Below are 13,439 nucleotides of genomic sequence, written 5' to 3'. Positions count from 1 at the left end.
GGTGTTTTTTTGATTGACTGCACCCCATACCATTGTATGCTTGTCGCATCTTGGCCAATTGGGGGTTCGCGTAGTGATGAACTTTAACTGCTCTGCTCTACCAGGGGGACCGCCAGTTCCTGATCAAATTTTTCAGATGGTTTGTTTTCTTCCAGCAGCCGGAGCATTTTCTTCTTCAGGTGATGATCCAGGAACAATCTCACAAATTCCGATTGCTGCCGGGCAATCAGATGCGCCAAAGGAAGGTCCGGACGTTCCTCCGAAATCTCAATCAACGTATCCATTTCCATCGCGATTTCTTTTTCCAGGTCATCGATCTCCACCTGCAGCTGATCTTTCAAGGTTTTTAACATGTTTTTTTCTCCTTTCACTCTTAGGGAATGTGTCTGGGAAATGCATCGCATCCTTTTGCCTGCCGCATGGAATGCGGTCCCGGAAGGGCGAATTTTCGCCTTTTGACGCGAAGCTTGGAAACTGAACCATAGCACAGAGGTCAAGGGTCTCAGCCGCGAAAATTCAAAGGCTTCCTGGATTTGCATCGTCAGGAATTTTCGTGCCCCTTGACCTGTGGGTTGGGCGTCTTGGCTTCCGGTCGGTGGAGGGGCGCAGCCGGAGGCTCGGCCGGCCGGAAGCCTAGTCGCCCTGGTTTCAGTTACCATGCGGAAGGCAAAAGGCGGAAATTCGCCGAAGTTTGATCTGTGAGAACCGGTGAAGCCGGTTCTTTCCATGCCTTGCCTCTCGAATAACCCTTCAGGCTTGTTTTTCTTTTGGTTTTGGGGTCTATGGGTTCTGAGCGAGGAGCACTGCGCGGTGCCCCCGGCGTGCCGGCAGCGCAGGACGGCTCTGGATCATCGGGACCATGCCTGCATGTCGCGGCTGCTGTTCAGGCTCATGCGGCCAACTCTGTCAGTGAGGCGACCATGAGGTCAGCGCCCGCTGTTTTTAGTACGTCGGTCCTCTCCGGATCGTCGATTACGTCGTTCCCCGCCAGGCGAGTCCTCCGCTCCATCCAGCTGGCCAGGGTGGTCTTGAGCTGGTTCGCCACCTCCTTGTTGGGCGTTGCTGGGGATTGATCCGCGTTGCGTTCCCGTCTGCCACGATCGCCAGGCCCAGGCTATTCGGGGGTGATCTTGGTGCGGTCGTACCAGGGAAGAGACGTGTTGTTTCGCCAAGGGGCGCGGATGGACACAACGCCGGGCTCGGTCAGGATCGATGCCACGCCGTCATCCCTGGATGGCGAAATCGGCAAGAACGGAGGACTCCTCTTCATTGCTGCAAGAATTGAGGATCACTTATTTATTACCAGAACTTATGTTCGAGACATACAGTTGTCACAAGGCTATGATATTTTAGTATGGATAAGACAAGCTTATGAAAGGGCGTGCTCCACAATGATTAAAGTCGTAGAAATTTTGCCGGGGAAAGATCCGGTGGTAAAGGATATTCCTTCTTTGCGTGGTCAGTATGGGGAAGAAGTGTTTGGTGAGCGCCGGGATCATGCCAGGATTGGAGAGGATTTATACCTTGCTGTAGGGGATTCATCAGCCCTTACTGGCCAGGCGATTAATTTTACGATTGTTTATCGCGCAGCCCAAATCAATGTATACGGACCGGCTGTGTTTGTTAACCGGGTGTGGGAAACTGGTGAAGAGACATTTGACGAATATAAGTCTTTATCCGCCGCCGAGGCAGCGGTTATCGTAGATCTGTTTCGGCGTAACCGGGATGTTTTCGAACCTATGTCCTTACATAAACTATTGGGGTGGGAGCTGTAAGGGAACCTTTTATGAACAGATGGCAAACGTCGCGGATCGATGCGTCCGGCCTGCTGTGCCAGGGGGAGGGTATAGCAGCTCGTCCGGATGTGCTCCGCGAGTCTGCCGGCACCTGGTACTCTCGGGTACGCATAGCAAGCGAGAGATTTACAGGCTTGTTTTGTAGTTTAACCGTCTGTTACAATCATAAATGGCCAGAGTAGTGAGTTGCACTCGCGAAGCCGCACGCTGCCAGGCGTCCTTTATTTGCCCTTCGGGGCATGGGCGGCAGAATAATTTTCCAACGTATAATCAAGAAAGACACCACTAGTTTATAAAAATTGTAATAAAATCAAAAGGGGCGATTTTCCATGGGATTTAAATCAGTTGCAGAGGAAACAACTAGAGTTGATGCAACTCATGTTAGAGTGGAGCTACAATCTAAAAGTAGTGAGGTGATATCACAACTGGATCCATTTTTGCTTGAAGATTTTTCTTTAGCAATTAAGCAAGAATATCGTCTCGAAATAATGAGTAATCGTGATGGGAGATTTGGTACATACAGATTAATAGATGCACTAATTGATATTGATGCTTTAATTAGTAATATGGTATTACCACTTAAGCTTGAAGTTGAAACAGATGGAAATACTAAAACACTTAATTTTAATATTTCTCAGATAGAACCTAATACGGGTTCCGGAATGGAAAACCCTAAGTATTACATATATTGTGATAATTCTAACGAGATAGGATTTAGATTTTGGTTCAAAAAGAATAAGTGAGTAGAATTAACATAGCTGAGAATGAAGAAGGCGCTCCCTGATTATCGTGGAGCGCTTTTTTGTTTCCTGGTTGAAACCGTTGTTTGGCTCTAAGCAAGTAGAATCATGATTCCGGCTTCACTACTCGATTAATTGAGATCCATTTATACTATAAGAGTAAGGTAATCAAATTTAATGAAGAGGGAACGTGTTGCTATGAAAAAAGAAGTAATATTGCATTCAGGAATCTATCGTTTCAAATGGCCTTATCTTACGGGCCACTTGGTTCCAGATGATGCAGGGGAAGTCACGGTCTACAATTGTGATGTAGAAATGAGAGTTGGGCAGGATGAAGATTTACAAGAGGGGAAGTTAGTTACAATCATTATTACTTCTTACAGTCCTCCAGGTGTTCAAAATAGAATTGAACATATTGCAACCAAAATTCGATTGGCGTTCTTTGATCATATCTTCCATGAGCGCCACTATGAGAAACCGATTGTGCCTGAAGAAAACATACGCTGGATTGAACAGCATCTATTCTCAAAAGGCAGCAGTCTGGGGGATACCTGGCATGATCAAAGTTTGGAAGTAACAATGCAATGGGATGCTAAGAAACATGCATATCACTCACCAACATGGAAGAACGCTCCAATCATCTATAATTGAATAGGAGAGGGCGGCGCTCCTGATCAGGCACAAGCTGAAGGGATTGCTGAAGCTAAGAAGAAAGGGAAGGGGGGAGGCCAAGCTATCTCAAAACCTGTCTCCCCACAAATTTATGGACGGCTACGCCGCCTTTTTTCCGTACATCTACCGAAAGCAGTGGTCAGGCCGCTGAAAGTCTGTAGGAGGCAGGCTGCAGGTGGGCATGTTCTATCTGGGAAGAGAACTGCGGGCAGCTTGAGGGTGGCCTGGAGGCTTCATGTCCGCTGCGCTCCCATCAAGCCTCCAGGTGCAAGGGCAGCACCAGGATGTAGGGTTTCGAAGATTCGAGGTGCTTCCGGTTGTGGCCAAAGGTTGGTTTCATTTGCCATAATAGCGGCTTTTGATTCTGCAGGACGGGATCCCATGCCTGATCTGGTTAAAGGAGAGGCGTGCGGAGGGAAAGAGCTTTCTGGGCAGATGCGGGGATGGCCTGGCGGCATCATGTTCGCTCCGCGTTGCTCCGCTCTCATCATGCCGCCAGGCGTCAGGCAGCACCATGATTTCGCTGTGCTTCATCATCGTGCTTTGTCGCTTGAATCGAAGATGAAAGATAGAAATAGAAAAGGAAAGGAGCTGCGCTTCAGCTCCTCTTGAATTTGAAACCTGGTTTTGAGCCTCACGCGCCTACCTTATCACTCCGCGCCTCAAGCAATGCAAGACCATGCCCCCTGCGGGGGTGGGCGAAGTTGTTCCAGGAAGCCGGGCCGCGGCCGGACTAAACCGCCCGGCCGAATCCCTTGATTCAATGCCCAATCTTGCATTGACGGCGCTCCGTGATGCGTTCAGCGCGTGAGGAAAATTCAAAACCATGGGAGCGATTCGAAGATGAAGATTACATACGACCAATTTCTGCAGTTTTGCCAAGCGTTTGAAGCGTTGAGCGGGTACGTGTTTGATGTATCCCGCATCCGTTCCGGATCTGCGACGACAGCCTACGTTTACGAAGCGAGATACCGCGATGAGACGAATTATAAAGTGCTCGTTAAGATTCTACTGGAAACGAACGGGCAACTCCGCTGGGAGACGGGATGGGATCAGGCAGGAATGGATTTATACGAGATGTGGGAGGAGTGGTTCTGTCCAAATGAAGGGTGGCCGGACGATCTGAACCACAAGCTGGCCAGCTAAAAGTTCGATTAATTCCGGTAGGCTCGGTCATCGGGTCTACCGGAATTGGTTGTAATTTCAAGAAAATGAAGAGAGATATTCATTTTAACTGCACGTTATCCGACAATAGATTTGTTAGATATATTTGGTTTGGGGAGTTGGGGAACTCGGCATGCTACAGGAGATGCAGAAGATTTTAAATGAGAACACCATGGACATTGGGACAAAGCCAGGGTGGGTAAGATTCAAAGAAGCGTATAGTAGATATTTTTCAGTAGTTCTTTCGCGTAATAACGTAACAATGAATAAAGCTCTCATCCTGGGCGCAGGCAACGGGAATGATATCGACATTAGCTTCTTCGAAGAACGCTTCCAAGAAATCGTCCTGGTTGATATCGATGAAGAGGCTTTGAATCGGTTTATAGGCAAGGCGAAGCGGCCCGAGAAGTTCAGGAAAGCAGTCATCGATTTGACTGGACTTGAAGGGAAATTAACGCCAGTTATCTTTGAAAAGTTTCAAAAGAAGCTGATTGAATATGTTGGGCGGTTAAAGCCATCGCATGATTTTAGCCAGCTCAAGGATGAGAAGTTTGATTTTATATTTAGCTGCAACTTCACGACCCAATTGTTGCATCCTTATTTTACCACCATGTTTATGACGAAAGGGACGGTTCCTGGTCTCAATATACTTGATCCAGTGACAAAATTGAGCCATCGGATTATCAAAAGCCTGATTATTCAAATCCATTCGCTGCTTGATCCTCAAGGCGTTTTTATACATTCATCGGATATCGTGGAAGCTACGGTTGATAAAACTTCCGGAATGAAAACACCAGGCTATGATTTGATCATGGGGACATTAGGGCTGGATTGGAGCGACATTACGTCAAGAGTAAATGCCATTCTGCCTATGATGGCAAGGAATAATATGTTCATTGGAGGGAGTGGGCTTCCAGAACTTAACTTTTTTAAGGTGGATGGTTATTCGTTTATACCGTGGGAATTTGTCCGGAGCGAGAAGTTGGAGAAAACGTATATCTGCCGAGTGGTTTCATTTCTCAAGAAGTAGTGCGAAGAAGGGCAGCCTTTGGCTGCCCTTTATTTGTGAACGCTATATCATTGTTGCTAGCGTTTTTAATTCACAGTCTATCTTGTCCAGTAATTACCTGATATACTAACTGTAGAGTCAAGGGACGATAGCTATGTAAGGTATGGATCACCACCGGTAGTTTGCTTTGAGAGGTGGTGGATATATGAATGAGACGGTAGTACTTCTATCCCTGTTATTTTCGGGCGGTTCTTTTATGATTGATTTACTAAATTACATTCAATCGAAAAAAAGTAGCAGGATCTCTTAATCCTTCCACAGAGAGAGATCCTGTTACCACATAATGCTTATAGCACCGGTGATTTTCTCACCGATATTGCTTTGAAACTTGACTCACAATGGGCCGTGGCAGTGGCATCTGCTGCGGCTTTTTGCTGTCAAGTTATAACCGATCATGGTGTTGTTAAAACCGTTTAACATCGTTTACTTTATTGTACAATTCGAGTATAGCATGTATGACAATATTATTCCACATGATTACAAACAATTACAATGGATTATACAAGATTACAGTGTATTTCACGATTTTTCTCTGAATTATAGCCCATTTCATGGATTTCTCATATGGGTCGTTCATGGTCGGCGGCGAGTACAAAGGCTAGGGTGGCCGTCATATACGGGTATACGGGGCTTTATATGAACGTTCTTCATAGATAATATGCGTAGGGATTCTCCAGGAGTGGGGGAGTCCCTTTTTTGTTTCGATCTGTGGGGCTCATGCTACCGGCACTAAGGCGGCCAAAAACGCCGCCTAAATGCCGGAACGCACCGCTGCCAGGTTACTCCGCCCGATAACGAGAGAGCCTAAGCCGTCCAAAATCTTGACGGCCAAGGCGCTCTACGTTCCTGTGCGTCGCTTCACACCTGGCACGGAGCGCTTGGATGTATTCCAGGAAGGAAAGGAATGGAGAGAACCGGCGCGCCGGTTCTTTTGATTGAAGAATTTTTTTCCCTTTTGCCTTCCGCATGGTATCAGCTCCCAGCCCGACTAGGCCCCCGGCGTGCCGAGCCTCCGGCTTCGCCCCTCCACACCCCGGGGGCCAAGACGGGCAGCCAGTCGTTCAAGGGGCAACAAAACTTTTCCTTCCCATTTTAAATGAAAGAGCGGAAGGAAAACTTTTGTGTGCTGATCCCTTGACCGCCTGTCTATGGGACTGATCCCAAGCTTCGCGTCAAAAGGGAAAAAAATTCCCCTTTGGGGACCCAGCCCATGCGGCAGGCAACGTCCAAAAAATTTCTTTAAACCCAAAATCAAAAGAGCTGCAGGGTTCCTGCAGCTCCGCAAAAGAAAGGGGTGGAGGTTATGGTTAATCTGATCGGTCCGGAGACGCGGATCAAGGAGCTGGAGAAAGAAATTGAAGAGTTGCGGCGGGATTTGAATGAACATGGGGAAAGCCTGGGCTTGTTAAGTCAGAAGGTTTTGCAAATTTCTCGGCAACTTGATGTGAAAATTGTGGAGTATATGGCGCTGCAGAAGGAATTAAAGTAAGAGCCGATTACAAAGGGGAAAGTAATCGGCTACATTGAGGGCGATAATTTTGGGTAATCTCGCCCTCCTATCATATCACTTTGGGAGTGAGAGGACAATATGTTCAACGATGCATGGATGTTTCAGGTTTACGGTGTGGTACTTTTGTTGATGTCATTGGGAGGAGCTGTGTACTGCTTCCGGCACACGGCTGGCAGGCAGAAGATGACAGGAGAACAGGGACCGGCTGCAGATGGTCAGCACGTGCAGGTCAGAGCTTCCAACCTGATCTATTCGGGCCAGTCGCCAGCGAAAATGGGCCAGAAATCAATATAAAGGGGGAGCTGTTCGTGCAGGAAAATCAAATTGTTGTTTTAATTCAGATGTTCGAGGGTGTCATTTCGGATGTTATGAGCTTTTCGGGTAAAGAAGCGTTTGAGCTGGCGGCGTCTCACTTCAAGGCATGGACGGGTTTGCCTTATGCAGAATACCGGCAGCTCCGGGTTAATGGGGAGCGCAATGATGACGTGTTGGGAGAGGACTATGAAGGGACGGAGATATACATATCCCATCCCAACGTTCCGATAGATATGGCGAGTGAGTTTGGTTCAAGAGCGGCTTGGCTGGCTGATTCCTAAAAAAGAGAGGATGGAAGTTATATGAAATGGGTTCGTAACGGATATGAAGTAGTGGCAACAGCATTTGATAACGATTTGTATCATTTTGTGGTGGCTCAGGACGGCGAGCCCGTTCATACCATCACACCTTGGGACCTGGACAACCAGGACCGTATCATTGCCGATCTGAACGCCGGAGGGGACGTTAACGGCTGGGAAGACGGAATGGGCGGTACGATCACCATATAAAACTACCCGCCTGAAGATGGCCCGCAGCGGAGCGGGCCGAAACCTACCGGCTATGGCCGGGATGGTCGCGGATATCCGCAAGCATAAGCCCTCACCTGCGGGGAGGCAGCAGGAAAGGTGCCATCCAAATGAGAGTATCCATTGAAGTAGAACCATATAACTCCCGCCGTTACGGAAAGCCCTGGGTAGCGCATGTTAAGTTCAACGGACCAAAGCCGGAATATGATTTTGCAGGCAGCAGCTTCCTGGGGGACCATGACGGCGGCAAGTTGTATATCGAGTGCAATGTCGGTGATGTGATTGCATCCGGGCAGAAAGATTTCCGGGGTGGGAAAAAGGAAAACATACTATACATCGTGCAGGAGGATGGGGAGCTGCAGGAGGTTGATAAGGTTGCTGCTTTCGAGCATTGGGAAGCCCGCCAGGCTTCGCCGTTAAAATCTCCGCTGGATGACATCAGTATGGACGACTTGATCGAAGAATTATCGAGACGTGGGGTGAACGTGGTCAGCCGGGATTAATCAACCATACTCCTGGCTGTCGCACCGAGTCTGCATTGCGTAAGCACTGAGCTCATATATGCGAAGGAGCAGACCTCCCCTCCCGTCCCCTTCGGGGAAGCGCAAAGGACGTTGCCCTTTGCAATCCCATTTTTCAACCCCACCAACCTCCCCAATCATGGGGAGGCTCCCTCGCCGGGAGGCAGGTTCCCGAACGCAAGGTTCGGGAACGGCTGATAGGGTGGGAGAGTGGAGACGCTCGTCAAGCCTGCGGCTGCTCCGCTGGCGCTGCGCCCCCTCTGGGGTGACGGCTTCATGCTGCGCATTGTCCACCGAAAGAGGGTAAAGTCCGTATTCCCTAAACATTTAAAGTTACTTAAAATGCTTGACTTTAGGTAACTTTAAATGTTATAATAAAAGTAACTTAAAGGGGGGGGTGAACAAACATTATGGAACACGAAGAAAGAGAATGCGTACATTGCAGTAGCACTCGCGATGTAGAGGACTACGAATTCCCCTACTCATTTCGTGAGAAGAAGATTGTTGAACCTCTCTGCGAACATTGTCGGCGGGAGCAATCCAACAAAAGGTACTACAGATTGAATCAAGAACAGAAAGGGGAAGTGAAAGTCAATGAAGTAAGAGGTACTTTTGCCGAGGTTTACCCAGCGGCTGCTGTAGTATTCGAGTCGTTACCATCGAGAAAGTTGGTTGAGGAGGCACTGATTCTTGGCCAATTTGACGGCCTACAAGGCTGGTACTACCCCTATGAGGCAGCAGCTTTGGCGAATGAATCTGACCCGAATTCGATTAATGAAGAGACACTCGGAATGCAGATTTATGAAGATCAGAGAATGATTACAATGATCACTCCAACATCAGGCCGCGTCATTCGGATCGATTTTCAAAAGGGGATTCTGAACACGGTTATTAACTTTGGGAAGGAAGGATCAGAGGTAGCTGCAGGATATGTTATCCGGCACATTAAACATTTCCATCCCTATCCCGCAGCCATTTATACTTTGACCAACGGAGACACCTACCAAGTAGCATTTGTAAAACCAGCTGCAGCGGATGATATCTACTTCCGTCGGGTTAACGGTCCCGACGAAAACACGATGTGGGAAGAAATAGATAATTTACCGGAGAAATGGCCAGCGGTAACAGAACATCGAACGATGGAAGAGTGTAACCGTACGCTGTTTTGGTCAAGAGAGATATCTGATGTTGAAAGCATTTGAGGGCAGACCATTTGTAGGTGCAGAGCCGTGCGGCCATAAGCGAAAGACTACATTACATAGCTATGGTGGCACAAGGGAAACAGCGGATAATTACGCTGTCAGGGAGGGGAACAAGTTCTGTTGGCGGTGCGAAGAGATCGGATTCAACACCATTGAGTACTTGCCAAATCTGATAGGTTCAGAGAAGCAAGTCGCTTGGGCTACGAAGATCAGATACGGCGTAGCATTAGAAATAGGGAGTATTATAAAAATGCTCCGGAAAGCAGAGCCGGAAAAGAAGGGCGCCAATATAGATGCGGAAGCGCAAATGCTATTGGATCGGGTGAGCGAGCTTGATGAAGCGAAATGGTGGATCGATCATCGCCATCTCACCCCGAGAGATGTGCTTCTAGAACTTTTCCTCGAACTAGAAAAAGACAAATCTTAAAAGATCCGCCTTCTTTTGGAAATCTATAATTCATAGTTTCAATCCACTCACTCGCTTGGAGTGAGAATCAATTAAAGTTTTAGTTGTAGTTTAGCTTTTCTTTCATAATTAGTCAACAGCATCTATATTGTGACCAACAAAGTGCTACACTTCGTGTAGCGAAAAGGGGGAAATTATAATGGAACAAACAGTGAAACTTTACAAGTGGGAAAATTTCGATGCTCTTCCAGGCAGACGTTACGGTTTTGCGATTGACGGGGAATTGTTGAGTTTTAGCTTTATAGGTGAAATCAGCGAGCCGGAGGAATACGTGCTTCCTGCAGGCTATACTTACGAAGCAGATTCACAGCTTTTTGGTCAAGCTATTTGGGATGACAATGGAACATTTTGCCATATAGATCATTCTCAGGGCAAGCCGGTCTTAGTAAGTACAAAAAGGGTTGTGTTGGAAAAAAAGTCGATCTGATCCTCGGATATCTTGGAGCTGCACAGTACAGTTTGTTAGTGATATCGGCTGAGCCAATTCATGTTGTCGATCCTGATAAAGAATATAAGTTATATGCCGATAAAAAAATATGAGGGATGCACTTGCTGTCAAGATTAAGGAGTGATGATGAAATGCAATTTGGTCTGCAAGATGATGGTTACATTTACGGTAGATTATTTGTCGGAAGAAAGGTACTGGATACCGACTCTATGGAGTATGGCGTTACAGAAGTTGAAGTATGGAATGGATCTGAATTCATGCCTACAAAAATAGAAAACCTGTCTGCGGATATGAATGGTGGAATGGCCAGAGTCAAAGATGGGAGTTATGGTTGGGTCGATAACAGTTCCATTGATCATGCTTAACCCCTTTTTTGAAAAACGGGCCGGCGCATAAATGCGCCGGCTTTTTTTTGGCTTCTACCGTTCAGGCCCTCTTGGTCGTTCCCGGCTGGCAGCTGCTTGATCCATCCCGCGCTCAAATTCCTGGAGCTGCTCCTTGAGTTTATGGGCAATTAACCCATGCAGGGTCTGCTCCAAACCGACAGTACGAATCATCTGCAGATCCACTTCGAGCATTTTATCCGGATGTATCTTGCCGGCAGAGACTTCGCCCAACCATTGTCGGCTTAACGATATAGGCTGATGAGTGCTTATGTATGAGTCATGATTCAGAAACGGATGCCGGTCCTTGTCCAATTCAACGTACGACGGGGGAACCCGGCTAGTCCCTTTATCCAGGGAGGTTATCGGAATCGCCACAACTGACTTGCCTGGCAAATCCCGATCGCTGCTGTCGTGCATCATCACAAACTTGTGATAGCCCTCCAGGATGTAGGACGGACGTGGTGATTCTATGGAGTCTTTGATCGGTGGTACATAGGCGCCAAAAACATCGCCGCGTTCAAATTCTGGCATGGACATCAGCTCCTGTATATAAATAAGGGCCACAACTCGTTGAGTTGTGGCCCTGTAAGAACAAATGTCTAATCTTCGTAGATTAAGCGGGTCCGTACTCTCAAGGTTTCCAATGCCATGTTGCGCTCGACAATATCGCTTGTTTTTTCCGGATCACCGGTAAAGTGAAAGTAATCCCAAACAGATACGCCAAGACGTTTTTCCATGGCTGCCATCGCGCGTTCGAGTGAACCGCTCTCTTTTACTTCAGGGTTATTCGACTTCTCTGGATAAGGAATGACGTTGCTCATATCAAATCGCCCCTTTGATGTTCATAATTCTATTATACAGGATTTCCCTAATTAGCACAATCAAAAATGAATCAATCGTAGGATTGCGTGTCGAAAATTGCTGTTTATACGCTGTCTCCATCATCTTTTGGCGTAAATAGATTATCAGTCACTAGCTTTTTCCTTTTCAACAAAAAATAAATATGCTATAGTATTTTGCAAGGAAATATTTTGTCATAGACAAACTTAAATAAATTAAATTGAATATGAGAAAAGCCATCAAGTTCAGGCGGTTTTAAGAAGCGACCAACTTCTTAAACTGCTCATCCGATTAGCAGATCGGGAACAGGCCATAAACTCAATGACTAATCTTATTGAATCCATTTAGATTTATACCTTCATTATACCAAAAATCCTTGCTTGAATCAAGGAAATGTGTAGGTTTATCTAAGGGAAAAGTATATATTTTAGTCTATATTTTGAGGTACATAATGCCCTGATTCCTCCCGTCTTCCTGATCGGAGAATCAGGGCTTTTATATTTCCTGCAGCATATGTTCCCTTACCAAGAACATGTGCAAATAAAAAAGCCTAGCTCACCAAGCCAGGCGTTGAATTCAGATCAGACTTAATTTTGACCGAGAGGACTACCAATCCTCAACGAATCTACCAACCAATGAGTTACCAGCTCAGAGGTAAGCAGCCTTACCAGCTGCAGAAACACAAAAAATAAAACTAAATATCCAAAAACGTAAGCTCCGATTTGCATTTTTTAAAAATGTACGATCGAGGGCCTAGCCTTTTATTGTCAAAATTAAGTTGAGGATATTATATCAATTTTTATGAGCCCATACAACACGATTTCGGCAATCTAAACAAAATGGGCATTAAAGCCTATGTACCTTAGACCTATATAAACCCTGGGATTCATAGCTCTGGCAAATACCAGACTATTGATCATATATTGCAAGTCTATTATGTCCAAATAAATTCCATATTAAGCGCTCGACTCCAATTTTTGAAAAATGGACGTCGAGGGCCTGCTTTCCTGTTGTCTTTTTTAGAATGGAATGGGATCTGCAGCCCTGGTGAGCTCCGCGCTGGCTCCGTGGTAAGAAGCAAATGTACAGGAGAACACGTAAAAAACTGTCGGCCGTACGGGAGGGAGACTTATGCCAAGCGTGCGGTCATCGTCGGGGGTTGTCACGTAAAGCCGTGGCCATAAGCGTCTTAACCAATGCTTGTGAAGCCTTATTAGTCTTGCTATACCTACTGTCGGGAGACAGGAAGCACGTAGCGAGACAAGCATAAGCGAAACGAAGTATGGCCCGAGGCGATATGACTCTATCGCGGGCCATGACCGTTCCGAATAGTACGTGGTAAAGTGCCGGTTGAACCCTGCTGGAAACCGTTCAGGGGAGGCAAGACCACGGTTTGAGAAGTAACTGTAAATCTGTGGTAGAGGATTGGTCATAGGAACCGTAACCGATCCGGAGGAAACTCCATAAGCAGTTAGCGCCCATGGCGCGTGGTAGAAACAAATCCGGCAGCCAGCCGCCGATAGCGCTGGCCCCGTTTTTTCTGCTTGCCTTATCCCATCCGGCGGCCACTGATGCTGCCATCTCGGGATAAGGTGAATTGTGTCCACATTCCCCAAAATCATTCATGAAAGAAAATGATTGTTCCTTCAACGTACTCCAATTCACCGTTAATGTAGGGGTGGGGGTGGGGAGGATGATTTAAATCTTGAAAGCTCGCGTAGCGAGGTAACCTTTTACTCTGGGATGTGGATAGTTTAATTGATTCTACAGGTTATCCACACCC

General features: G+C 46.8%; 19 protein-coding genes. 15 read left to right on the top strand and 4 right to left on the bottom strand.

Annotated elements, in window-relative coordinates; translation table 11 throughout:
• Positions 1-83 precede the first annotated feature (83 nt).
• Positions 84-353 (bottom strand): hypothetical protein, encoded by a 270-nt coding sequence (locus ACI1P2_RS23235; protein WP_355323154.1) that lies wholly within the window; start codon positions 351-353, stop codon positions 84-86.
• An 828-nt stretch (positions 354-1,181) separates the two neighbouring features.
• Here ACI1P2_RS23235 and ACI1P2_RS23230 point away from each other — a divergent pair.
• From ACI1P2_RS23230 to ACI1P2_RS23215, 4 genes are all read left to right on the top strand, one after another.
• Positions 1,182-1,775: a hypothetical protein gene (locus tag ACI1P2_RS23230; protein WP_355323152.1), complete on the top strand. Its 594-nt coding sequence runs from the start codon at positions 1,182-1,184 to the stop codon at positions 1,773-1,775.
• A gap of 11 nt (positions 1,776-1,786) precedes the next feature.
• Complete coding sequence (locus ACI1P2_RS23225) at positions 1,787-1,978, top strand: hypothetical protein (protein ID WP_355323150.1); 192 nt, start codon at positions 1,787-1,789, stop codon at positions 1,976-1,978.
• A gap of 147 nt (positions 1,979-2,125) precedes the next feature.
• Entirely contained in the window at positions 2,126-2,539 is a 414-nt protein-coding gene (locus ACI1P2_RS23220) for a hypothetical protein (protein WP_355323148.1), read from the top strand.
• A 195-nt stretch (positions 2,540-2,734) separates the two neighbouring features.
• Entirely contained in the window at positions 2,735-3,187 is a 453-nt protein-coding gene (locus tag ACI1P2_RS23215; protein ID WP_355323146.1) for a hypothetical protein, read from the top strand.
• 357 nt (positions 3,188-3,544) lie between these two features.
• Here ACI1P2_RS23215 and ACI1P2_RS23210 read toward each other — a convergent pair whose 3' ends face one another.
• Positions 3,545-3,745, bottom strand: coding sequence for a hypothetical protein (locus ACI1P2_RS23210; protein WP_355323144.1), 201 nt, complete (start codon positions 3,743-3,745; stop codon positions 3,545-3,547).
• A gap of 306 nt (positions 3,746-4,051) precedes the next feature.
• Here ACI1P2_RS23210 and ACI1P2_RS23205 point away from each other — a divergent pair, with 306 nt between their 5' ends.
• The 11 genes from ACI1P2_RS23205 to ACI1P2_RS23155 all read left to right on the top strand — a co-directional run bounded on the left by ACI1P2_RS23205 (position 4,052) and on the right by ACI1P2_RS23155 (position 10,795).
• Complete coding sequence (locus tag ACI1P2_RS23205; protein WP_355323142.1) at positions 4,052-4,354, top strand: hypothetical protein; 303 nt, start codon at positions 4,052-4,054, stop codon at positions 4,352-4,354.
• Between the two features lie 163 nt (positions 4,355-4,517).
• On the top strand, positions 4,518-5,402 hold the full coding sequence (locus ACI1P2_RS23200; RefSeq protein WP_408976312.1) for a hypothetical protein: 885 nt from the start codon (positions 4,518-4,520) through the stop codon (positions 5,400-5,402).
• 1,342 nt (positions 5,403-6,744) lie between these two features.
• Positions 6,745-6,930 (top strand): aspartyl-phosphate phosphatase Spo0E family protein, encoded by a 186-nt coding sequence (locus tag ACI1P2_RS23195; protein ID WP_355323255.1) that lies wholly within the window; start codon positions 6,745-6,747, stop codon positions 6,928-6,930.
• Positions 6,931-7,029: 99 nt separating this feature from the next.
• Positions 7,030-7,245 carry a hypothetical protein gene (locus tag ACI1P2_RS23190; protein WP_355323138.1) on the top strand — a complete coding sequence of 72 codons (216 nt, stop codon included), beginning with the start codon at positions 7,030-7,032 and terminating at the stop codon, positions 7,243-7,245.
• Positions 7,246-7,259: 14 nt separating this feature from the next.
• Complete coding sequence (locus tag ACI1P2_RS23185; protein WP_355323136.1) at positions 7,260-7,547, top strand: hypothetical protein; 288 nt, start codon at positions 7,260-7,262, stop codon at positions 7,545-7,547.
• A 21-nt stretch (positions 7,548-7,568) separates the two neighbouring features.
• The gene (locus ACI1P2_RS23180) at positions 7,569-7,775 is read left to right on the top strand and encodes a helix-turn-helix domain-containing protein (RefSeq protein ID WP_355323135.1); all 207 of its coding nucleotides are present in this window, start codon (positions 7,569-7,571) and stop codon (positions 7,773-7,775) included.
• A gap of 128 nt (positions 7,776-7,903) precedes the next feature.
• Entirely contained in the window at positions 7,904-8,296 is a 393-nt protein-coding gene (locus tag ACI1P2_RS23175) for a hypothetical protein (protein WP_355323134.1), read from the top strand.
• 578 nt (positions 8,297-8,874) lie between these two features.
• The gene (locus ACI1P2_RS23170; RefSeq protein WP_355323133.1) at positions 8,875-9,516 is read left to right on the top strand and encodes a hypothetical protein; all 642 of its coding nucleotides are present in this window, start codon (positions 8,875-8,877) and stop codon (positions 9,514-9,516) included.
• Positions 9,500-9,943 (top strand): hypothetical protein, encoded by a 444-nt coding sequence (locus ACI1P2_RS23165; protein ID WP_355323132.1) that lies wholly within the window; start codon positions 9,500-9,502, stop codon positions 9,941-9,943. Before ACI1P2_RS23170 ends, ACI1P2_RS23165 begins: the two co-directional genes overlap by 17 nt.
• Before the next feature lie 178 nt (positions 9,944-10,121).
• Positions 10,122-10,409 (top strand): hypothetical protein, encoded by a 288-nt coding sequence (locus tag ACI1P2_RS23160; RefSeq protein ID WP_355323131.1) that lies wholly within the window; start codon positions 10,122-10,124, stop codon positions 10,407-10,409.
• A 152-nt stretch (positions 10,410-10,561) separates the two neighbouring features.
• Complete coding sequence (locus tag ACI1P2_RS23155; protein WP_355323129.1) at positions 10,562-10,795, top strand: hypothetical protein; 234 nt, start codon at positions 10,562-10,564, stop codon at positions 10,793-10,795.
• A gap of 54 nt (positions 10,796-10,849) precedes the next feature.
• Here the strand turns inward: ACI1P2_RS23155 and ACI1P2_RS23150 are convergent, their stop codons facing one another.
• Together ACI1P2_RS23150 and ACI1P2_RS23145 are read right to left on the bottom strand one after the other, a co-directional pair.
• On the bottom strand, positions 10,850-11,347 hold the full coding sequence (locus ACI1P2_RS23150; RefSeq protein WP_355323127.1) for a type II toxin-antitoxin system PemK/MazF family toxin: 498 nt from the start codon (positions 11,345-11,347) through the stop codon (positions 10,850-10,852).
• Positions 11,348-11,415: 68 nt separating this feature from the next.
• Complete coding sequence (locus ACI1P2_RS23145) at positions 11,416-11,637, bottom strand: hypothetical protein (RefSeq protein WP_355323125.1); 222 nt, start codon at positions 11,635-11,637, stop codon at positions 11,416-11,418.
• Positions 11,638-13,439 lie beyond the last annotated feature (1,802 nt).

The sequence above is a fragment of the Paenibacillus jiangxiensis genome, assembly GCF_046098255.1.
In the GTDB taxonomy this organism is placed as follows: Bacteria; Bacillota; Bacilli; order Paenibacillales; family Paenibacillaceae; genus Paenibacillus; species Paenibacillus jiagnxiensis.
Note: the sequence above shows the minus strand (reverse complement) of the source record. Positions and strands in the feature narration are given on the sequence as shown.